Here is a 21,823-nt window from a genome sequence, read left to right on the forward strand (position 1 = left end):
CCTTTAGGTCGATGCTGCCGGCGGTTCGCCGGCGCCTGACAGCCTGATCGATACCCATGTTCCAGCCTTTCCAGCCGTCCCCACCCACGCACAAGCCGATGTTCCTGATGGCGATCCACCGGGGCATCGAAACCACGATGCGCCTGCTGTCGGTGTATTGCGTGCCGGCCGGGGTGGCGCTGGCGTCGATCCTGGTGCTGATGCTGTGGAACAGCCACTTCACCGGCGGCGGCGGCCAGCCGCTGACCTTCCGCGCCGTTTCCGACCACGACGCCACCTTCGTTCCTTCGTCCGCGCTGCGCGAACTGGCGCAGTCGCATCCGGTCGATGCCTACGACACCCACCTGTCCGAGGCGCCGGTCTGGTTAATCTTCCATGCGCGTGACCTCGGCGGCATCCCGGATGCGGTCGAATTCCCGTCGCGCCATATGGTCGCGCTGCGCTGCTGGGATGTCGCGACGCTGAAAATGCTGGGCAGCGCCACCCGCGGCGGCACCGATGGCGCCCTGGGCGACGCCAAGGCCGGCTTCGCGCTGAACCTGCCCGGGACGCGCGGGGACGTGCTGTGCCGCGCCAGCTTCTCCGGCCCGGCCCACCTGACGCTGCTGCAATGGCCGGCCGACCGGCTGGCGCTGTCGACCCAGCAGTTCCACCGCCAGTCCGGCCTGCTGGACGGCGGCATGATCGTGCTGAGCCTGTTCATCCTGGTCACCGCCGTCATCAACCGCCAGGTGCTGTACCTGCAGTTCGCGGGCTGGCTGATCCTGAACCTGCGCGTGGCGGCGCTGTCGGCCGGCTGGGACACCCAGTGGCTGGGCCAGGAGGTGCCGGTCGAGTGGCTGCTGCCGAGCCGCGCGCTGACCATGGCGCTGTACGCGATCGCCACCCTCACGCTCTACATGACGCTATTCGGCGCCGACCTGCTGCGCACCCGCTTCGCGCCGCTGCTGCGCGTGGTCCAGTGGCTGGTGCTGGCGTTGCTGCCGTGCGCGATCTGGCTCCCCTACGGCGGCTTCCTGCCGGTGATGTGGATTATCGTGGCCGGCAGCCTGTCGCTGATGATCCTGGGCCTGGTCAGCGTCATGCTGCGCTCGCAGTCGCACGTGGCGATGTGGTTCGCGGCCTCCTTTACCGTCACTTTCCTGTCCAGCCTGACCGAGGTGTTCGCGGCGGCGCTGGGCGTGCGCGAGCTGCTCGGCGTGGCCAACAGCGTGACCGCGGCGCTGACCTCGAGCATGCTGGCGGCGCTCGCCGTGGCCGAGCAGATGCGGGTCGAGACCGAGAAGCGCCTGGAAGCGCAGGACAAGCTGCAGCACGCCTACGAGGCGATGCCGGTCGGCCTGTTCACGCTCGACATGTACGGCCACTTCCTGAGCGCCAACCCGGCCATGCTGAAGATGCTCGACGTCGCCGACGGCAGCAAGTTCGTACCCGGGCGCACCGCCTGGAAACAGTTCTTTGCCGAGAGCTTCTGGGTAGCGCTGCACGAGCAGGTGCACATGCAGAGCGAGGCCGAGATGCAGGTCACCAGCCGCGACGGCAGCCGCTGCTTCATGGTCAGCGCCACGCTGGCACACGGCCGCATCGAAGCGGTGATGCAGGACGTGACGGAAAAGGTGAAAGCCACCGAACAGCTGCGCTTCATGGCCGACAACGACGCCCTGACCAAGGTCTTCAACCGGCGCGGCATCGAGAAGGTGTTCGAGGACGCGGTGCAGCCGCTCGCCGGCGGCAAGCCGCTCAGCCTCGCCTACATCGACCTCGACCGCTTCAAGCTGATCAACGATCTGTTTGGCCACGCCGCCGGCGACGAAGTCCTGAAGCAGGTGTGCGAGCGGATCGAACTGATGCTGGGCGGCGGCCAGAAGATCGGCCGCGTCGGCGGCGACGAATTCGTGATCGTCATGCCGGATACCGCGGTGCCGCTGGCGACCCTGATCTGCCGCGGCATCGTCGACCGCATCGGCGGCACCCCATACCGCGTCGGCGACAAGGCTTTCCACGTGCGCAGCTCGGTCGGCCTGATCGAGGTCGCGCCGGGCATGCCGATGAAGGATGCGGTGTCGACCGCCGACCGTGCCTGCCGCGAAGCCAAGGACGGCCACAGCGACGGGCTGGTGGTCTACGAGCGCGGCTCGACCGCCTTCCAGGAACGCGAGGCCGAGCTGAACCTGGTCGAGCGCCTGGCCGGTCCCAACGCCACCGAAGGCATGTTCCTGGAAATGCAGCCGATCATGTCGCTGAACGCGCCGATGGAATCGCTGAACTTCGAGGTGCTGCTGCGCATGCGCGAAGCGGACGGCCGTGTGTCGCCGGCCGGTCCGCTGATCGCCGCCGCCGAGAAGAGCGGCCGCGCCGGCGTGATCGACCGCTGGGTCCTGAATACGACCCTCGGCTGGATCGAGGACAACGTCGAGGGATTGAAGAACACGCGCTTCGTCTGCATGAACCTGTCCGGCGCCTCGCTCAACGATGAGCGCTTCGTGCAGGACACGCTGGAGATCCTGGCGCGCTACACCCACGTGGCGTCGCGCCTGTGCATGGAGATCACCGAGAGCGTGGCGCTGCACGACCTCGACAACACGCGCCGCTTCATCGACCAGGTGCGCAACTTCGGCGTCAAGGTCGCGCTGGACGACTTCGGCGCCGGCTACACCTCGTTCTCCTACCTGAAGGAACTGCCGGCCGACGTGCTGAAAATCGACGGCAACTTCATCGTCAACATCAATGCCCATCCGGCCAATGTCGCGATCGTCGAGGCGATCGTCAACCTGGCCGCCAACCTGGGCATGAAGACGATCGCCGAGTGGGCCGAGGACGCGGCCACGATCCGAACGCTGGCCGAGATCGGCGTCGACTACGTGCAGGGCTTCGCGATCGCGCGCTCGCAGCCGCCGGAAAAACTGCTGGCGGCCAGCTCGTCGGCCAGCTTCATCAAGGCGGAAGACGTGCTGCAGCTGGTACGCACACTGGGCGCGCCGGCCAACGAGCCGGCACTGCCCGAGTATTCACCGCGCTGGGACCGGCACTGACGCTCAGCTATGATGTTTAGTTGAGGCCCGCCAGCGCCGGCTTCGCATCCAGCATCAGCAGGGTCTGGCGCGCCGCCTTCAGGGTCGCGACATCGCGCGACAGCGCTGCCGGGCGCTCCACGGCAGGCCGCTTCCAGGCTTCATGGCGTAGGTCGACCGCCGGCAGCACGTAGCGCCGCGGCGTGGCCTGCTGTGCATTCTGCGCCATTTCCTGTCCCAGCCGCACCGTTACCGCACCGGCGTCGCAGGGCTGGTCGGTCAGGGTCACGTGACCGCTCGCATCCACGCATTTGACGATGTCGGCGCCGGCCATCGCGGCCGGTGCCGCCAGCACGGCGGCAGCGATCATGCTTATCAACTTGGCGGTACGCTTCATGGCAATCTCCTTATCGAAATTACATCGTGCGCCGCCAGGGCGGGGTGGTCTGTTAGGTGCCTCACCCTTTTTCGGGAGTCGGGCTGGTTCGCCAGAGGAAAAAACAGGCCGTACGACTGCGCCTACCGATCGGCGCGCCATCGATAACCCGTCGGGGTACTTGTAGATGTCCCGGCTGTCCCAATCTCTGTTTCGTAGCCATGCAGTGATGTGCTGGCTTTATCTCTGTCTCCTCCGGGCTTCTCCCGCCTGGATTATCGCCAGCCTTCGGGCTGGCGTTTTTTTTTGAATTTGAGGCAGACTACGGCATCGATGAACAGTCGGTTGCTGCTCTGCAACATGCAGGAGTAATTACCTTGCTTGTCAGTGGCTTTGTGGCGGACTATGCAGCTTGCACAACAAGCTGTGTAAAACTGAACAGTCGCATGGGTCGTTCATTGCATGGGAGCTTGTGCCTGGTTAGCCATCGCAAGCCCGTTTCAGTTTGACAGTGCAATGAATATCGATGAACCCACCCTGATGGTCGTGCTCGGCGTGACCTCGATCACGGCCAGCGTCATGTTCTTTACGCTGCATGCGGCGGCGCGCCATATTGCTGGCGTGCGCTTATGGGCTTTGGCCTGCCTGTCGGTGGGGTGCGCGGTGCTGCTCGATGCCCCGCGCCTGGTCGGCGACTGGCAGTGGGCTTCGCTGCTGTTCAACATCCCGTTCGATGCCGGCCACGCCTTGTTCCTGGCCGGGACCGCGCAGTTCGTAGGGCGACCACTTCGGCGACACAGCCTGTCCCTGCTCATCGCCATTGCCGTACTGCTGACCATCGCATTTACGCTGGTCGTGCCTGACAGCGTGACGCGCATCTTCACCCAATCGTTGTACCAGGCGGGCGTGAACGGGCTGACGGCATGGTATCTGTGGCGGTACCAGGAGCGGCAGTCCTCGCGCGCCTACCGGACCGCTTCCCTGGTCCTGCTGGCCGAAGCCGCAGCCTCGCTGGCACAGGGGTGCTTCGTCATCACGGCTGCCGCCCCCATCACCTACGCTGCGCCCGAGCTGCCGTTTGCGAATATCGTCACCTGGCTGGGGGTGATGGCGAATGCGCTGATCGGCAACTGGATACTTTTCCTGCTGGTGCTGCTTCGCCTGGTCGGCGAGTTGAAGGCCGTTGCCGGCCATGATCCGCTGACCGGACTATGCAATCGCCGCGGCCTTCGCGCCCACATCAATTCGCTGCTGGCGCCGGGGCGGCCGATCGGCTCGCTGGCCGTCCTGTTGCTCGATATCGACCATTTCAAGGCACTCAACGATCAGTACGGGCATGACGTCGGCGACAGCGTCCTGGTCATGATGGGAGACGTCATGCGCACGCTCGGCAGTCCGCACGTCATGCCATGCCGCTGGGGAGGCGAGGAGTTCTGTGTCGTCGTCGATGGCCATTCGGGTGCATCGCTCATCCAGCTCGCCAAGCGCGCCAGGCAGGAATTTCACCGGGCCAGCTGCGCCCATCCCGGCTTGCTTGCCGGCGCAACGGTCAGTATCGGCGTAGCGGTGATGCCGGTCGACGACAGCTTCGAGTTTTCCAGACTGGTTGCCCTGGCCGACGCCCAACTCTACCTGGCGAAACGCGGTGGCCGTGATCGGGTGTGCAGTGCGACCGAAACTGATTGTGCGACTACGCTGACAAGTTGACGCGCCCTGCATAACCTCGATAAGGACTTGTGGGAAAAGACCCCGGCCCAATGTGGAGCGGGTAGGGCAGCGCAGGGGTGTTGCCTGTCTCTCTGTCTCCTCCAAGTGAAAACTTGGATTCATCCGCCTGTTGCAGCAATGCGCAGGCGGTTTTTTTTGAGAAGCGCAAATAAAAAACGCAGTCCGTCGGACTGACAGGACTGCGTTCGTGCATGCGGCCCGTGCTGGGCGCACTCAGGGCAAGGATCAGCTGCGGTTCGGATTGTTCGGCCGCGCATCGTAACGGTTCGGCACGCCGTCGCCGTCACGGTCGCGCCGGCCGCCGCGGTCCCAGCGGCCGCCTTCCATCACCCAGCGGCCGTCGCGCTGGACCCAGGCCGGGGCCTGGTAGACGTAACCCGGACGTTCGCGATACCACTGGCCCGGCGTCCAGACATGGTGGCCGCGGCGCCATTCCCAATGGCCGGGCGACCAGACGTAGCCGTGGCGCGGGGCCGGCATGCGTTCGGCGCGTGGCGGCGGGGGCGGGGTGTCCACGTAGACGACCTGGGCGCCGGCCGGCACGGTGATGCTGCCGAAGGCGCCGGCCACGAGGGCGGCAAGAAGCAGGTGTTTCATGTTGGCCTCCTTGATCGAGTTATTGACGACAAGCTCACTCTAGATCAAGGAGGCAGGCACGACTGTGCGGCGCCTAACGCCGTTCAGGCGACCAGCTTGGCGAAGCGCGCCAGGTCGACGTTGCCGCCGCTGATCAGGATGCCGACCTTCTTGCCGGCCACCGGATAGACACCCTGCAGCGCCGCGGCGGCGGCCAGGCAGCCGGTCGGCTCGGCAACCATCTTCATGCGCTCGGCAAAGAATTTCATGGTCTCGACCAGCTGGTCATCGCTGACGGTGACGATGTCGTCCACCAGGCGCCGGATCACTTCGAAGTTGTGCTGCCCCAGGTGGCTGGTCTGGGCGCCGTCGGCGATGGTCTGGGGCACGCCGATGTCGACGATCTGGCCGGTGCGCAGCGATTGCTGGCCGTCGTTGCCGGCTTCCGGCTCGACCCCGATCACTTGACAGTTGGGCGACAGCGCGGACGCGGACAGCGCCGAGCCGGCCAGCAGGCCGCCGCCGCCGAGCGGTACCAGCAGCACGTCGAGTTCGCCGACGTCATCGAACAGTTCCTTCGCCGCCGTGCCCTGGCCGGCGATCACGTCCGGGTGGTCATAGGGCGGGATCAGGGTCATGCCGCGTTCCTGGGCCAGGCGGCGGCCGATCTCTTCGCGGTTTTCGGTGTAGCGGTCGTAGAAGATCACTTCGCCGCCGTATTCCCTGGTCGCGGCCACTTTCAGCGCCGGGGCGTCGTTCGGCATGATGATGGCGGCGCGGATGCCGGCCAACCGGGCCGACAGCGCGATCGCCTGTGCGTGGTTGCCCGACGAGTAAGTCAGGACGCCGGCACGGCGCTGTTCCTCGGTAAACCTGGCGATGGCGTTGTAGGCGCCGCGGAACTTGAACGCCCCCATGCGCTGGAAGTTCTCGCACTTGAAGAACAGCGTGGCACCGACTGCGGCATCGGCGGTGCGCGAGGTCAGGACCGGCGTGCGGTGGGCCGCGCCGTCGATGCGCGCGGCCGCCTGTTCGACGTCGCCGTACTGGAGTGGGGTTGCGTTTTCAAGCATGTCTGTCGCCCTCAGTTTGTAAAACGAAAGGCGCCAGTATACCGGGAGCTGCCTTGAAACGGACAGGGCTAGGCGCAGTGCCGAAGACAGTGCGAACGCATGGCGAGGCGCTGCAACGACGCCATGTCCGTTTTAAGGCAGCTCCTAGGCTGCCAGCGGCAGGGAAAAGGCGATGACCAGACCGCCGCCGTCGCGGTTGCGTACCGACAGCTCGGCATTGTGGCGCGTCACCACCCGCTCGACGATGGCCAGGCCCAGGCCGGCGCCGTTGGCCTGGCCGCGCGCGCTGTCCAGCCGCGTGAAGGGGCGCAGCAGCAGCTGGATCTGGTCTTCCGGCACGCCCACGCCGTGGTCGTTGATCTCGACCACGGCGCGCCGGCCATGGCCGCCGAGCTTGACGTGGCAGGCGATGTCGATCTCGGTAATGTCCTGACCCGGCGTCTTGCCGTAGCGGCGGGCGTTCTCGATGATGTTGTTGATCACGCGCCGCAGGTCGGTCGAATTGGCCGGCACGTGGATGTCGCCGTCGATGTCGGCGCTGACGCGCACGTCCTGCAGGCGCGCCGCTTCGCGCGCGCAATCCTCGAGCAGCTCGGACAGGTTGATCGGCACGAAGGTCGCGGCTTCGGTCGGGCGCGCGAAGTCGAGGAACTGGCCGATGATGGCGTCCATCTGCGCGATGTCCGACTGCATGCCGTCGCGTGCCTCGGTCGACAGGTTGGCCATTTCGAGTTCGAGCTGCATGCGCGCCAGCGGCGTGCGCAGGTCGTGCGAGATGCCGGCCAGGATCACCGCGCGGTCCTTTTCCAGCTGCTGCAGGTCGTCGATCATCTGGTTGAAGCTGCGGTTGGCCTCGACGATCTCCTTCGATCCTTTTTCCGGCAGCGGGGCAGGGCGCTTGCCCTGGGCGATGGCGCGCGCCGCCGCGGTCAGGCGCGCCAGCGGCAGGTTGACCAGGCTCGAGATCAGCGCCGCGCCCACCAGCGACAGCACGCCGACCAGGGTGGCCCAGCCCAGCCACTGGACGCCGGTCAGGCTGGCAATGCGCTCGCGTTCCAGCATCAGCCAGTACTTGTCGCCGTCGATGTCGAAGCTGACCCAGAAACCCGGCATGTCGTTCACGCGGCGCGAGAAGCGCGTGTCCTGGCCCAGCCGGCCACGCACCCTGGCCGCGATCTCGGGCAACAGCCAGGCCGGCGGCGGTTCCACGTGGTCGGTCGGTTCCAGGGTCAGCACGCGGATGCCTTCGTTCGACACCAGTTCCATCAGCAGTTCCAGCCGCAGGTCGGGCGCCGAGTGGGTCAGCGCCGCCTTGGTGATGGTGACCACGGACACCAGCAGCTCGGCGGTCTGCTCGGCCTGCGAGCCGCGCTGGAACACGCTGAGCATGCCGATCCAGGACGCCATCGACAGCGCGGTCAGCACGGACAGGAGGAAGAAGGTGCGCCAGAACAGGCCGCTGCGTATCCAGCCGAGGCGGCGCGGTGCGGCGCGCCGCTCGGTGCGCCCGTTGGCAAACATCGTCGACACTAGCGCGGCTGGCCTTCAGGAATGAACACGTAGCCCAGGCCCCAGACGGTCTGGATGTACAGCGGGCTGGATGGATCGGGCTCGATCAGCTTGCGCAGGCGCGAGATCTGGACGTCGAGCGAACGGTCGAAGACTTCGTATTCGCGGCCGCGCGCCAGTTCCATCAGCTTTTCGCGCGACAGCGGCTGGCGCGCATGGCGCGCGAACACCTTCAGCACCGAGAATTCGCCGGTGGTCAGCGGCACGGTCTCGCCGTTCTTCTTGAGGGTGCGCGTGCCCAGGTCGAGCACGAAGTCGCCGAACTCGAAGGTCTGCGGCGTCTCGCTCGGCGCGCCCGGGATTTCGTCCGGACCCTTGCGGCGCAGGACCGCGTTGATGCGTGCCACCAGCTCGCGCGGGTTGAACGGCTTGGGCAGGTAATCGTCGGCGCCCATCTCGAGGCCGACGATGCGGTCGACGTCTTCGCCCTTGGCGGTCAGCATGATGATCGGGGTCTGGTCGCCGGCGCCGCGCAGGCGGCGGCAGATCGACAGGCCGTCTTCGCCGGGCAGCATCAGGTCGAGCACCAGCAGGTCGTAGCGCTCGCGCAGCCACAGCTTGTTCATGGCCGGCGCGCTTTCGGCGGTGACGACCTGGAACCCTTGTTCGGTCAGGTAGCGGCGCAGCAGGTCGCGCAGGCGGACGTCGTCGTCGACGACCATGATCTTGGAGGCGTGGCCGCCGTTGTTGGCGGTACCGGGAGTCGGGCTTGTGGCGTTCATGATTCTGTCAAGATTTGTCAGATTAATGTCGCTATGGTAACTTCATATGGCCAGCTAGACAGGGCTTACTGTTGAGGCATTACATTGTGTTACAAACTTTACCCAATTGGGCTTATACCCACAGCGGAATACACATAAACTGACCTCATCGAATCACGACTTATCACCATCGTTTTACGCAGTACAGCTTAACTTTTAAATTGGCATCGCGGAAGAGGAACACCAATGAATAGCGCGTTCATCGACAACCAGGCAGCAACGAAGGCAGTGCGCATTGCGCGCGTCGCCCTTCGCGGTGCGCTGGCATGCGCTCTGGTCTTTGGCGCCGGCACCGCGTTCGCACAGCAATACGGCGGCGACCGCCGTGACGACCAGCAGCACCAGTCGGGCGGGCGCGAGCGGTTTTCGCTGCCTCAGCAAGACCGTGGCCAGCGCGACGCCGAGATGCGTGCCTACGAAGACCAGCGCCGCGCCCAGCAGCAGTATCAGCAACAGCAGGCGCAGCAGGACGGCCAGGGACCGCGCGACGACGGCCGCCGAGGCAGTGGCCGCCTGACCCCGGACGAGCGGCGCGACCTGCGCCGGCAGATCAACGAAGCCGGCATGGACCTGTACCAGCGTCGCCGCTGACTCCCTCCACACGGCCTTTCCCGGGCCGTTTTCAGTTCCACTTCAGCTCTACCGTTCCTTTAAAACAACGTTGTTGATCGATATTTATTTATCGTCAGCAACGTGATACGCTACCAAGCTTCTGTCCTGGCCCAAACCCCGCCTGCGTGACTGGAGCTTACCGTGTCCCCTGAACATTGCATCGTCAAGCGTGCCGATGGCGTGTATGCCGATCCCGCCGTGGCGGCCAGGCTGCTGGCCGACGCCGTCGACGGACTCTATCGCAGCGGCAGCCTGCTCGCCGGTCTCGATTACGCCGCCTTCCTGCAGGTCCTGTTCGGCGCCGGCGCGCAGGAAGGCGCCGCTCCCATGGTCCGCATCGCCGCCGACATCCGGCCCTTCGCGCCGGCGCGGCGCGCGCTGTACCGCCCGCTCAAGCTCGGCGGCGAACGCGCCGAATACTATGTTGAGCCGGTCTGGCTGCCCAATCCGGAGGAGCCCGGCGCGCCGGGCGAGCCGACCCGTCTCGACTTCGACGAATTCGTCGCCGACCTCTGGCTCAAGGGCATCCGCTTCGGCATCGAGGCCGCCGCCGTGCGGGCCGCCATCGCCTCCCCGAAAGCCGACCGCATCGTCGCCGCGCAGCGGCGCGAACCGGTGCCCGGCGTCGACGCCCGCATCGTCGAAGTCTCCGACGACATCCACCGCAGCAATGCGCCGCGCCAGCTGGCCAACGGCCGCCTCGACCTGCACAGCTTCCAGAACCGTTTCCCGCAGATCCAGGCCGGGGTGCGCCTGCTGCAGAAGATCGCGGCCGGCGCCGGCACCTACGGCATCGACCTGTCCGGCACCCGCCTGCCGGCCACGCCCGGCGCCGATACCGACCTGGCGTCGTACGCCGGCGCCGGCACCAAGGTCGAACGTGCCCGCGACGGCGAATTCCTGGTGGCGCAGCGCGCCGGCTTCCTGTCGGTGGACGCCAAGACCAGCCAGATGTCGATCGGCGACAAGATCGTCAGCCGCGACGGCGTCAGCGCCCGTACCACCGGCAACCTGCAGCTGACCGGCGACTACGAGGAATTCGGCGAGGTGCAGGAAAACCGCTCGATCGAAGGCGAGGGCATCACCGTCCACGGTGACGTCTATGGCCGCCTGGCCTCGCGCGGCGGCCGCATCCTGCTGCGCGCCAACCTGGTCGGCGGCAGCGCCCGCAACAAGCGCGGCGACATCCGCGTGTGCGGCGTGGCCTCCGGCGCCCTGATCCAGGCGCTCGACAGCGCCGTGGTGCTGGAGCGTGCCGAGAATTGCATCGTGGCCGGCACCCGCGTCACCATCGCGCACGCGGTCAATTGCGAGATCATCGGCGACGAAGTCGCGGTCGGGCAGGCCGAGGGCAGCGCCATCGCCGGCCGCCGCGTGACGGTGGACGGCGCCGCGCCGCGCAAGCAGGGCGAGATGCTGGTATGCGTGCTGCAGCCCGAGGGCCCCCCGGTGGCCGAGCTGATCGCGGCGGTAGCGCAGCGCATCGCCCAGTTCGGCGAGCTGGCCGCGCGCCACAAGGAAGAGATGGCGCGCCTGGCCGGGCGCCCCGACGTGCGCCGCTACCTGATGGTGGCATCCAAGGTGCGCAAGAAGGAAATCACCCTGTCGCCCGAGCAGGCGCGCCAGTTCCAGCACATGGCGCAGGAGGTGGCGCCGGCGCTGAAGGAAGTGGCCGACGCATCGGCCAGGGTCAAGGCGGTCGAGGCCGAGCAGCAGAAGGGCGCGCAGATGCTGGCCTGCCTCGAGGCGCAGCGCCTGGACGCCGCCTGCGTGGCCCAGGTCGAGGTAAAACACGTGCAGGGCGAGACCCAGGTGCGCGTGCTCGGCTTCAGCCCCACCGGCGGCAGTCCCTACCTGATGGCGCCGCGCGAAATCCGCGCGCGGCTGCGCGGTCCGCAACGCGGTGCGCAGCTGTTTGCCGGACAGGCGGGCAGCTTTGCGTGGAACAGCGAGTCGGCGGCCGCGGAAACCGTATAAATCATTACTACAGAAGAGAGATGTGAGGACCATGCTTCAGATTCGCCCCGGTATTGCCTTGATGCCTGCCCTGATCGCCGCCCTGTTCGCCGGCGCTGCGCTGGCTGTGCCAGCTTCCGCCGCCACCAGGAGCGGTGCCAAACCCACCGTCGCCGAAGCCGAGCGCTTCATCCTCGACGCCGAGCAGCGCCTGGAGCGCCTCGGCCTGGATGCCCAGCGCGCCGAATGGGTGGCCGAGAATTTCATCACGCTCGACACCGAGACGATGACCGCCCAGTCCAACGAGCAGTTCCTGACGCTCAGCGGCGAAGTGGCACTGCAGGCACGCCGCTTCAAGGACCTGAAGCTGCCGCAAGCCAGCGCGCGCAAGCTGCTGCTGATGCAGCGCACGCTGATGCTGCCGGAAGCCGCCGACAGGAGCAGCTACGCGCGGCTGGCGGCCGGCATGACCGGCGCCTACGGCAAGGCCAAGTACTGTCCTCCGGCAGCCGCCGGCGCCGCCAAGCCGGCATGCATGCCGCTCGGCGAACTGGAAAAAGTGCTGGCCACCAGCCGCGATCCGGCGCGCCTGAAGGAAGTCTGGCTCGGCTGGCATGCCCAGTCGCCGGCCTACAAGCAGGATTACGCGAAGTACGTCGCCGTGTCGAACAAGGGCGCGCGCGCGATGGGCGCGGCGGACACCGGCGCGCTGTGGCGTTCTTTCTACGACATGCCGCCGGAAACCTTCTCCGCCGAGATGGAGCGCCTGTGGCAGCAGGTCAAGCCGCTGTACGATTCGCTGCACACCTACACCCGCTACAAGCTGCGCCAGGCTTACGGCGCCGCCGCGGTGCCGGCGGATGGTCCGATCCCGGCGCACCTGCTGGGCAATATGTGGGCCCAGAACTGGGATAACCTGTATCCGCTGCTGAAACCCGCCGGCCTGGAAAAGAGCGAAGACCTGACCGCGCTGCTGGAAGAGCGCAAGACCGGCGCGGTCGACATGACGCGCTATGCCGAAGGTTTCTACACGTCGCTCGGCATGCGCGCGCTGCCCGCCACCTTCTGGGAGCGTTCGCTGCTGACCAAGCCGCGCGACCGCGACGTCGTCTGCCACGCTTCGGCCTGGGACCTGGACGGCAAGGACGACGTGCGGGTCAAGATGTGCATCACGCCGACCGCCGAGGACTTCCGCGTCATCCACCACGAACTCGGCCACCTGTACTACGACCTCGCCTACAACGTCCAGCCGCCGCTGTTCAGGAACGGCGCCAACGACGGCTTCCACGAAGCGATCGGCGATACCGTCGCGCTGTCGATCACGCCGGCCTACCTGAAGCGCGTGGGCCTGATGAAGAGCGAACCGGATCCTGCGCAGGACATCGGCCCGCTGCTGTACACGGCGCTGCAGAAGGTCGCCTTCATGCCGTTTGCCTACAAGGTCGATAAATGGCGTTGGCAGGTCTACGGCGGCCAGGTCCAGCCGGCCGACTACGACAAGGCCTGGTGGGCGCTGACCGAGCAGTACCAGGGCGTGGCGCGTCCGGCGCCGATCGACGGCGAGCGCGGCTTCGACGCCGGCGCCAAGTTCCACGTCGCCAGCGACACGCCGTACGCACGTTATTTCCTGGCCCATGTGCTGCAGTTCCAGTTCCACCGCGCGCTGTGTCGCGAAGCCGGCGACACCGGCCCGCTGTACCGCTGCTCGATCTACGGCAACAAGCAGGCCGGCGCCAAGTTCCAGCAGATGCTGGCAATGGGCACCAGCAAGCCGTGGCCGGAAGCCTTGAAGGCGGTGACCGGGGAAGAGCGCATGGATGCGACGGCGATGCTGGATTACTTTGCGCCGCTGAAGGCTTGGCTGGATGCGCAGAACCGGCAGTTGGCGGTGACGGACGGCGCCATCAAATAAAGAGCTTCAGTCGGCCTGCTCCGGCCATCGAACAACGTCGCCCCTGCGTAGGCAGGGGCCCAAGTCGTACGCGTAACGTTAGCGCCGGCAAACTTGGGCCCCTGCCTGCGCAGGGGCGACGGTCTTGAGGGTAACGCTGCAATTGCCGTGCTTGGCTCTCAGGCCGGAGCGGCTTGTTCGCGGCTCGCCGCAAAAGGGGAATTGGCGGCGAGCGGCTCTCAGGCCGGGGCGGCCTGTTCGCGGCTCGCCACAAAAGGGGAATTGGCGGCGAGCGGCTCTCAGGCCGGGGCGGCCTGTTCGCGGCTCGCCACAAAAGGGGAATTGGCGGCGAGCGGCTCTCAGGCCGGTGCGGCCTGTTCGCGGCTCGCCGCCAGTGCCGAATAACACTGCGCGGCATTCGGCGGCAATCCGGAGAACAGTTCCGGATTCGATTCGTCCAGCAACTCGTTTTCCACCAGCAGCCGCACCTTGCCGAGGTAGTCGGTGAGCTTCAGCAGGCGCCCGAGCGGCGACATCGGGGCGCCTCTGCGCATCTCGTCCTGTTCCGACAGCGCCTGCACCACGGTCTCGGGGAAATGCCATTCGCGCGCGATGCTGCAGGCCAGGCGGCGGGTGTCGCGTCCCAGCTGGGCCAGGAAGATGTCGGAGCCCAGCCGGCGTTCGCCACGCGCCATCTGGTCCATCAGGCGCAGCGAGACGATCAGGCCGACGTTGTGCAGCAGCCCGGCCAGGAAGGCATCGAAAGGCTCGATGCCCATCTCCGTCGCCAGCGGACGTGCGCTGATCGCGCAGCGCTCCGCATGCTCCCACAGGCGCGGCGCCAGCCGGCGCGTATAGAAACCGGAGTTCACGTCGATGATGGGGCGGAAGGCCACCGTCGTGATCAGCTGGCGCAGGCCTTCCTGGCCGATCAGGATCACCGCATGCTCGACGCTGGCGATCGCATTGGCCGCGCCCTGGTGGCTGCTGTTGGCGAGCCGGATCACGGCCGCGACCAGCACCACGTCCGACGAGATGGTGCGCGACAGCGCGGCGCCCGAGAAGCTGTCGCTGCGCAGGCTTTGCAGCAGCTGCGGTACCAGCCCGGGCATGCGCCGCACCAGTGCTGCCCCCGACTGCTGCGAAGACAGGATGGTGTCCAGCGACTCCAGCACGCGCGCCTCGGTATCGTTCATGTCCAGGCCGTGCTGGTCGTGGCGGTCGAACAGCCAGCTGTTCCAGGCGCCGTTGATATAGTCGAGCTGCTCGAAAGAGACCGGCGGCTGGACCCCGCGCGCAGCAGCGCCGGACAGCAGGGTAGCCGGTGCGTCGTGTTCGGGAATGCCGAGGGGGACGCCGGGAGGCGCCGGAATGGGTAGGCGCGCCGGTGACACATGTGGTCCGGCAGAGTGGGAAAAAAGCCTTTTCAGCCACCGAAACATTGTCGGCGTCCCTATAGTGTTAAATATGTTTATTGTAAGCCGACGCCGCTTGAATGCAAGGGTAGGAATGCATGCGCGAGGGTAGGAATGTATTTAGGAAAATTGACTGTACTCAAGATTTCTTTGCGGCATCTATCTTAGCATGGGGAACCCTTAGGAGAGAAATCGCCATGCACGACATGACCAGCAATGCAATCGAAGGCGGCACGCGCGCGACGCAGTACCTGAGCTTCACGCTCGGCGGCCTGGAGTACGGACTCGACTTCGCCAAGGTGCAGGAACTGCGTGTGCTCAAGGCGCTCGAGCGCTTCGCTTCCAGCGGCGAGATCATTGGCGGCGTGGCGGTGTCGCGTGGCGTGATCATGCCCCTGGTCGACATGCGCGCCGCCTTCGGCAGCACGCCGCGCGCGCCCGATCCGATGCTCGATGTAATCATCCTGCGTCTCACCAGCTGCGTGATGGGGATGGTGGTGGATGGCGTGACCGGCGTCGTGACCCTGCACCCGGACCAGATCGCGCCGGTGCCGGGCACCGAGTGCATCGATGTCGATTACCTGATCGGGATTGCGCAGAAGGGGGAACGGCGCCTGATCCTGGTCGATATCGACCGCTTGATGTCGGTACGGAAGGACGGGGCGCGCCAGGTGGCTTGATACTGCGCCTCATGGACGTGACCCGCGCCCATGAACGTCGCCCCCGCGAAGGCGGCGGCCCAAGTTGCACGCATGCCGATGATGCAAGCAGAACTTGGAGGTAAATAGCCCAGTGGGCTATTTACCGCCTGCGCGGGGGCGACGTTTACGGGCTAACGCTCATTCAAGCGGCCCGGTTTTCCTATAGCCGGTTTGCCAGCTCAAGCAGTCAACCCCTCCAGTTGCTCCTGCAGCTCCAGCCATTCATTCTCCAGGTTCCCCAGGTCGCGCGTCAGGAAAGCCTGGTCCGCCACCAGGTTCTTCAGCTCGTCCTTCTTGTCGGCCTCGTAGATGCCCGGCTCCAGCAGGCGCGCATCCACATCCGCCTTTTTCGCGTTCAGCTTGGCCATCTGCTCCTCGATGCGCTTGATGCGGTTCTCGAGCGGTTTCTTCAGGCCCGCCACGCGCTGGCGCTCCTCGGCATCCTGGCGTTTCTGTTCCTTGCGGTCGGCCGGCGCGACTGCCGCCGACGATGCGGCCGACGGTGCGGCCGGCGCCGAGGGCACTGGCGCCGGGGCCGCCGCCTTGGGTTCCTTGACCGGCAGCGCGGCTGCGGTCTTGCCGGCTTCGACGGCCTTCAGCTTGGTCTTGAACAGCCAGTCCTTGTAGTCGTCCAGGTCGCCGTCGAAGGGTTGCAGGCGGCCGTCGGCCACGATGATGAACTCGTCGGTAGTGGCGCGCAGCAGGTGGCGGTCGTGGGATACGACCACCAGCGTGCCCTCGAACTGGGCCAGGGCCAGCGTCAGCGCTTCGCGCGTTTCCAGATCCAGGTGGTTGGTCGGTTCATCCAGCAGCAGCAGGTTGGGGCGCTGCCACACGATCAGCGCCAGCGCCAGGCGCGCCTTTTCGCCGCCGGAGAAGGGCCGGATCGGGCTGGTCACCATGTCGCCCGGGAAGTTGAAGCCGCCCAGGAAGTTGCGCAGTTCCTGGTCGCGCACGGTCGGCGCGATCTTCTGCATGTGCCACAGCGGCGATTCGTCGTGACGCAGCATCTCCACCTGGTGCTGGGCGAAGTAGCCGACCACCAGGCCTTTGCCGAGGGTGGATTCGCCGGAGAGCGGCGCCAGTTCGCCGGCCACGGTCTTGATCAGCGTGGATTTACCGGCGCCGTTCACGCCCAGCAGGCCGATGCGCTGGCCGATCTGCAGCGAAAAGTTGATGCCGTGGACGATGGTCTTGGTATCGACCTTGTCGCCATGCTCGTCCACGATCGGGTAGCCGGCATCGACGCCGTCCAGTACCAGCAGCGGATTCGGCGCCGACACCGGGTCGCGGAACTCGAACGAGAACTCGGCGGCGGCGCGCAGCGGCGCCAGCTCTTCCATCCGGGCCAGTGCCTTCATCCGGCTCTGGGCCTGGCGCGCCTTGGTCGCCTGGGCCTTGAAGCGGTCAACGAACGACTGCAGGTGGGCGCGGGTGCGCTGCTGCTTCTCGAAGGCGGCGGCGGCCAGCACCAGGGCGGCGGCGCGCTGGCGCTCGAAGCCGCTGTAGTTGCCCGAGTAGCGTTTCAGCTTGCGGTCCTCGATGTGCACCACCACGTTCACGACTTCATCGAGGAAGTCGCGGTCGTGGGAGATGATGATCAGGGTGCCCGGATAACGCTTCAGCCAGTCTTCCAGCCAGATGATCGCGTCCAGGTCCAGGTGGTTGGTCGGCTCGTCCAGCAGCAGCAGGTCGGAAGGGCACATCAGGGCCTGGGCCAGGTTCAGGCGCATGCGCCAGCCGCCCGAGAAGCTGGCCACCGGCTGCTGCATCTGGGCCAGCGTGAAGCCCAGGCCCAGCAACAGCTGCTCGCCGCGCGACTGCACGGTGTAGGCATCGGCGTCGGCCAGCTGGCCGTGGATCTCGCCGAGGGCGATGCCGTTTTCTTCCGTGTATTCCAGCGCCTCGACCCGTTCCAGTTCGGCCTGCAGCTTGCGCAGGTTGACGTCGCCGTCGATCGCGTACTCGAGCGCCGGACGATCCAGTGCGGGCGTTTCCTGGGCCACGTAGGCCATGCGCCAGCGCTGCGGGAAGTCGATCGCCCCCTGGTCCGGGTGGAGTTCGCCCCTCAACATGCCGAACAGGCTGGATTTGCCGGCGCCGTTGGCACCGATCAGGCCGATCTTGTCGCCGGGGTTGAGGGTGAGGTCGGCGTCCTGGAGCAGCGGCTTGGTGCCGCGCATGAGGCTGACGTTGGAGAATCGGATCATGTGAAAACCAGGTTATCGTATGAGCCGTCGCCCCTGCGCAGGCAGGGGCCCAATTTATGCGATATGCCGCTAACTTGGGCCCCTGCCTGCGCAGGGGCGACGGTTTTTAAGCAAACTTATTTTGCCAGTTGATCGGCAGTCAGCAGGAATACCGTATCGTCCCCGGCACTGGTGGTCAACCAGGTCAGCCCCAGCGCCCCGAACGCCGCTTCCGCGAATTCGCGCTCGTTGCCGATCTCGACCACCAGCACGCCTTCCGGCGTCAGGCGCTCGGCGGCGCCGTCGACGATTTTGCGCACCAGGTCCATGCCGTCCAGGCCACCGGCCAGGGCGATCTGCGGCTCGCGCAGGTATTCCGGCGGCAGCTTGCCCATCGAATCCGCATTCACGTACGGCGGATTGCTGACGATCAGGTCGTACTTCTTGAACGGCACGTTCTCGTACAGGTCGGACTCGACCGGGTTCACGCGGCCTTCCAGCTTGTAGTCGCGGATGTTGCGCTCGGCCACGGCGAGGGCGTCCTTCGAGATGTCGATGGCGTCGACCACCGCGTTCGGGAAGGCGTCGGCCAGCATGATCGCCAGGCAGCCGGAACCGGTGCACAGCTCGAGCACGTTCTCGACGCCGTCCGGATCGGCGATCCACGGGCTGAACTGGTTCGGGATCAGCTCGGCGATGAAGGAACGCGGCACCAGCACGCGCTCGTCGACATAGAAGTTGTAGCTGCCCAGCCAGGCTTCATTGGTGATGTAGGCGGCCGGCACGCGCTCGTTGACGCGGCGTTCGATCACGGCCAGCACCTGCAGCACCTCATCCTGCAGCAGGCGCGCATCCAGGAAAGGGTCCAGCTTGTCGAGCGGCAGCTTGAGGGTATGCAGGATCAGGTAGGCCGCTTCGTCGAAGGCTTCGGCGCTGCCGTGGCCGAAGAACAGCTTGGCGGCGTTGAAGCGGGTAACGGCGTAGCGCAGCAGGTCGCGCGGCGTGGAAAAATTCGTCGTGGTCATGTCGTATCCTTTAGGCTGCCGGCGTGGCCGCCAGCAGGCGTTCCAGCGTGCGGCGGTAGATGTTCTTGAGCGGATCGATGTAGCGCAGTTCGATGTGCTCGTCGATCTTGTGGATGCTGGCGTTGGGTGGCCCGAATTCTATCACCTGGGGGCAGATGCGGGCGATGAAGCGCCCGTCCGAGGTCCCGCCGGTGGTCGACAGTTCGGTCACCACGCCCAGCTCGTCGTGGATGCTGCCGCAGATCGCATCCGACAGCGTGCCCTTCGGGGTCAGGAAGGGCTGGCCCGACAGCGTCCATGTCAGGTCGTAGTCGAGACCGTGCTTGTCGAGGATCGCATGGACGCGCGCTTCCAGCCCGTCGGCGGTGCTGGCGGTCGAGAAGCGGAAGTTGAAGTCGATCTTCAGCTGGCCCGGGATGACGTTGGTGGCGCCGGTGCCGGCCGCAATGTTCGACACTTGCCAGCTGGTCGGCGGGAAGTACTCGTTACCGTCGTCCCATTTTTCAGCGGCCAGCTCGGCCAGCGCCGGCGCCGCCTGGTGGATCGGATTGCGCGCCAGGTGCGGGTAGGCGATGTGGCCCTGCACGCCCTTGACGACCAGGCAGCCCGACAGCGAGCCGCGACGGCCGTTCTTGATCATGTCGCCCAGTACGTGGCTGGAAGTCGGCTCGCCGACCAGGCAGTAGTCGAGCTTTTCGCCGCGCTCTTCCAGCATCTCGCAGACGATCACGGTGCCGTCCAGGGCCGGGCCTTCCTCGTCGCTGGTGATGAGCAGGGCGATCGAGCCGGCATGGCCGGCATGCTCGGCCACGAATTCCTCGACCGCGACCACGAAGGCGGCGATCGAGGTCTTCATGTCGGAGGCGCCGCGGCCATACAGCTTGCCGTCGCGCCAGGTCGGCGTGAACGGAGCGGAGTGCCACTGCTCGACCGGGCCGGACGGCACCACGTCGGTGTGGCCGGCAAACACGAACAGCGGCGCCTCGGTACCGCGGCGTGCCCACAGGTTGGTCACGCCGTTCGAGGCGATGGTCTCGCATTGGAAGCCGAGCGGCTCGAGCAGCTCGATCAGGCGCTGCTGGCAGCCCTTGTCCTGCGGGGTGACGGAATCCAGTGCGATCAGCTCTTCGGTCAGTTCCTGGGTGCGCGATGGTTTCATGCCGCATCTCCCTTGTCAGCGCCGAACTTGGCGGCGTACTGGTCGGCCGAGAAACCGACCGACAGCGGGCCGCTGCCAACCAGCACCGGGCGCTTGATCACGGACGGATTTTCCAGCATCAGCTCGAGCGCGCTGGCGCTATCGACGATGGCCGCACGGCGCTCGTCGGACAGCTTGCGCCAGGTCGTGCCCTTGCGGTTGACCAGGGTTTCCCAGTCGAGCTGTTCGAGCCAGCCGGCGACCGTGGCGCGGTCCAGGCCCTGCTTCTTGAAATCGTGGAAGTCGACGTCATGGCCGTTGTCGGCCAGCCAGGTGCGCGCTTTTTTGACGGTGTCGCAGTTGGGAATACCGTAGAGGGTTGTTTTCATGAACAGAATCGCTGTGTCGGTCGCGGTGACCGCAGGTGTTGCTGATAAATAAGGCGCGAAGGATAGCACAGGCTGCTTATCCAAACAGCCAGTTTAGCAATCCGGAGGGAGGGGCGGCGTCACCGTGGACGACGGCGCGCCGGGTCGGCGAATCAAGCGATCAGTTATCCAGCGTGAACTCGGTGAACGACGCCCCGGCAGGCGGCTCGGCCGGCTTGGCGGGTTCCTCGGCCTTGGCCATCTGGCTGTCCGGCCCGTTATTGATCAGCCACAGCAGGTTGGTCGCCGAATCGGCATTCGCCAGCGCCTCGTCCTGGGTGATCAGGTCGGCCTGCACCAGTTCCAGCAGCGCCTTCTCGAAGGACTGCGAGCCCGGCGACAGGCTCTTGTCCATCGCTTCCTTGATCTGGCCGATGTCGCCCTTTTCGATCAGGTCGGCAACGTAGCGCGTGTTGACCATGATCTCGACCGCGGCTTGGCGCCGCCCGCCGGCCTTGGCGCGCACCAGGCGCTGGGAGACGATCGCTTTCACGGCGGACGACAGGTCCTGCAGCAGGGCCGGGCGGTTTTCGATCGGGTAGAAGCTGATGATGCGGTTCAGCGCGTTGTAGCTGTTGTTGGCGTGCAGCGTCGCCAGCACCAGGTGGCCGGACTGGGCGTAGGCGAGGGCGGCGGCCATGGTGTCCTTGTCGCGGATCTCGCCGATCAGGATGCAGTCCGGCGCCTGGCGCATCGAATTGCGCAGGGCGATGTCGAAGCTGGCGGCGTCGCTGCCGATTTCCCGCTGGTTGACGATCGACTTCTTGTTCTTGAACAGGTATTCGATCGGGTCTTCCAGCGTCAGGATGTGGCCGGAACGCTGCTCGTTGCGGTGGTCGAGCATCGACGCGATCGTGGTCGACTTGCCGGAGCCGGTAGCGCCGACGATCAGCAGCAGCCCGCGCTTTTCCATGATCAGATCAAGCAGCACCGGCGGCAGGCCGAGTTCGCCGAGGGGCGGGATGCTGGCCGGTACGAAGCGGAACACGGCCGAGACGCTGCCGCGCTGGCGGAAGGCCGACAAACGGAAGCGGCCGAGGTTGGGCACCGAGATACCCATGTTGAGCTCGTTGTCGCGCGCAAGGTCGGCCATCTGCTCGGGCGTGGCGATTTCGGACAGCAGGGAATCGATGTTTTCCGGCTCCAGCTTGTGCTGGTTGATCGGGATCAGGTTGCCGTTGATTTTGATGTGAACTGGGGAATTGACCGCGAAGAACATGTCGGACGCGTTCTTTTCCTTCATCAATTGGAACAGGCGTTCCATGGCCATGGTGGTCGCTCCCTTGCTGTGCGGTAATTTTTTGGTGCTGGGAGGATTCTAACCTGTCGCAGAAACTTAGGGCAGTCGATCGATACTGGCTGTGGCAGAAATGC

The 21,823-nt window shown here is 66.0% G+C and carries 17 protein-coding genes; 6 read left to right on the plus strand and 11 right to left on the minus strand.

What is annotated here, in order from left to right:
- Nucleotides 1-56 precede the first annotated feature (56 nt).
- Complete coding sequence (locus U1H99_RS07140; RefSeq protein WP_323141019.1) at nt 57-3,032, plus strand: putative bifunctional diguanylate cyclase/phosphodiesterase; 2,976 nt, start codon at nt 57-59, stop codon at nt 3,030-3,032.
- A 16-nt stretch (nt 3,033-3,048) separates the two neighbouring features.
- Here U1H99_RS07140 and U1H99_RS07145 read toward each other — a convergent pair whose 3' ends face one another.
- Entirely contained in the window at nt 3,049-3,408 is a 360-nt protein-coding gene (locus tag U1H99_RS07145; protein ID WP_323141020.1) for a DUF4124 domain-containing protein, read from the minus strand.
- 495 nt (nt 3,409-3,903) lie between these two features.
- Between U1H99_RS07145 and U1H99_RS07150 the strand changes: the two genes are divergently transcribed.
- A complete protein-coding gene (locus U1H99_RS07150) occupies nt 3,904-5,094 on the plus strand; it encodes a GGDEF domain-containing protein (protein ID WP_323141021.1) in 1,191 nt (396 codons plus the stop codon).
- Nucleotides 5,095-5,340: 246 nt separating this feature from the next.
- Here the strand turns inward: U1H99_RS07150 and U1H99_RS07155 are convergent, their stop codons facing one another.
- The 4 genes from U1H99_RS07155 to ompR all read right to left on the minus strand — a co-directional run bounded on the left by U1H99_RS07155 (nt 5,341) and on the right by ompR (nt 9,055).
- On the minus strand, nt 5,341-5,712 hold the full coding sequence (locus U1H99_RS07155) for a YXWGXW repeat-containing protein (RefSeq protein ID WP_323141022.1): 372 nt from the start codon (nt 5,710-5,712) through the stop codon (nt 5,341-5,343).
- A gap of 83 nt (nt 5,713-5,795) precedes the next feature.
- Nucleotides 5,796-6,764 carry a threo-3-hydroxy-L-aspartate ammonia-lyase gene (locus U1H99_RS07160; protein WP_323141023.1) on the minus strand — a complete coding sequence of 323 codons (969 nt, stop codon included), beginning with the start codon at nt 6,762-6,764 and terminating at the stop codon, nt 5,796-5,798.
- A 144-nt stretch (nt 6,765-6,908) separates the two neighbouring features.
- Nucleotides 6,909-8,285: a sensor histidine kinase family protein gene (locus U1H99_RS07165; protein ID WP_323141223.1), complete on the minus strand. Its 1,377-nt coding sequence runs from the start codon at nt 8,283-8,285 to the stop codon at nt 6,909-6,911.
- 8 nt (nt 8,286-8,293) lie between these two features.
- A complete protein-coding gene (ompR, locus tag U1H99_RS07170; RefSeq protein ID WP_141833669.1) occupies nt 8,294-9,055 on the minus strand; it encodes an osmolarity response regulator transcription factor OmpR in 762 nt (253 codons plus the stop codon).
- Nucleotides 9,056-9,280: 225 nt separating this feature from the next.
- Here ompR and U1H99_RS07175 point away from each other — a divergent pair, with 225 nt between their 5' ends.
- From U1H99_RS07175 to U1H99_RS07185, 3 genes are all read left to right on the plus strand, one after another.
- The gene (locus U1H99_RS07175) at nt 9,281-9,685 is read left to right on the plus strand and encodes a hypothetical protein (RefSeq protein WP_323141024.1); all 405 of its coding nucleotides are present in this window, start codon (nt 9,281-9,283) and stop codon (nt 9,683-9,685) included.
- Nucleotides 9,686-9,847: 162 nt separating this feature from the next.
- Complete coding sequence (locus tag U1H99_RS07180) at nt 9,848-11,683, plus strand: flagellar assembly protein A (RefSeq protein ID WP_323141025.1); 1,836 nt, start codon at nt 9,848-9,850, stop codon at nt 11,681-11,683.
- A gap of 31 nt (nt 11,684-11,714) precedes the next feature.
- Nucleotides 11,715-13,574: a M2 family metallopeptidase gene (locus tag U1H99_RS07185; RefSeq protein ID WP_323141026.1), complete on the plus strand. Its 1,860-nt coding sequence runs from the start codon at nt 11,715-11,717 to the stop codon at nt 13,572-13,574.
- A gap of 338 nt (nt 13,575-13,912) precedes the next feature.
- Here U1H99_RS07185 and U1H99_RS07190 read toward each other — a convergent pair whose 3' ends face one another.
- Complete coding sequence (locus U1H99_RS07190; RefSeq protein ID WP_323141027.1) at nt 13,913-14,947, minus strand: HDOD domain-containing protein; 1,035 nt, start codon at nt 14,945-14,947, stop codon at nt 13,913-13,915.
- 218 nt (nt 14,948-15,165) lie between these two features.
- Here U1H99_RS07190 and U1H99_RS07195 point away from each other — a divergent pair, with 218 nt between their 5' ends.
- Nucleotides 15,166-15,648 carry a chemotaxis protein CheW gene (locus U1H99_RS07195; RefSeq protein ID WP_323141028.1) on the plus strand — a complete coding sequence of 161 codons (483 nt, stop codon included), beginning with the start codon at nt 15,166-15,168 and terminating at the stop codon, nt 15,646-15,648.
- Nucleotides 15,649-15,848: 200 nt separating this feature from the next.
- Here U1H99_RS07195 and U1H99_RS07200 read toward each other — a convergent pair whose 3' ends face one another.
- The 5 genes from U1H99_RS07200 to U1H99_RS07220 form a co-directional block, all read right to left on the minus strand.
- The gene (locus U1H99_RS07200) at nt 15,849-17,879 is read right to left on the minus strand and encodes an ATP-binding cassette domain-containing protein (protein WP_323141029.1); all 2,031 of its coding nucleotides are present in this window, start codon (nt 17,877-17,879) and stop codon (nt 15,849-15,851) included.
- Between the two features lie 116 nt (nt 17,880-17,995).
- The gene (gene prmB / locus U1H99_RS07205; RefSeq protein ID WP_323141030.1) at nt 17,996-18,883 is read right to left on the minus strand and encodes a 50S ribosomal protein L3 N(5)-glutamine methyltransferase; all 888 of its coding nucleotides are present in this window, start codon (nt 18,881-18,883) and stop codon (nt 17,996-17,998) included.
- A gap of 10 nt (nt 18,884-18,893) precedes the next feature.
- A complete protein-coding gene (gene dapE, locus U1H99_RS07210; protein WP_323141031.1) occupies nt 18,894-20,042 on the minus strand; it encodes a succinyl-diaminopimelate desuccinylase in 1,149 nt (382 codons plus the stop codon).
- Nucleotides 20,039-20,410, minus strand: a complete 372-nt coding sequence (locus U1H99_RS07215) for an ArsC family reductase (RefSeq protein WP_323141032.1) — start codon at nt 20,408-20,410, stop codon at nt 20,039-20,041. Before U1H99_RS07215 ends, dapE begins: the two co-directional genes overlap by 4 nt.
- A 160-nt stretch (nt 20,411-20,570) precedes the next feature.
- Entirely contained in the window at nt 20,571-21,719 is a 1,149-nt protein-coding gene (locus tag U1H99_RS07220; RefSeq protein ID WP_323141033.1) for a PilT/PilU family type 4a pilus ATPase, read from the minus strand.
- Between the last annotated feature and the right edge of the window lie 104 nt (nt 21,720-21,823).

This window comes from Massilia phyllosphaerae (assembly GCF_034659755.1).
Classification (GTDB): Bacteria; Pseudomonadota; Gammaproteobacteria; order Burkholderiales; family Burkholderiaceae_D; genus Telluria; species Telluria phyllosphaerae.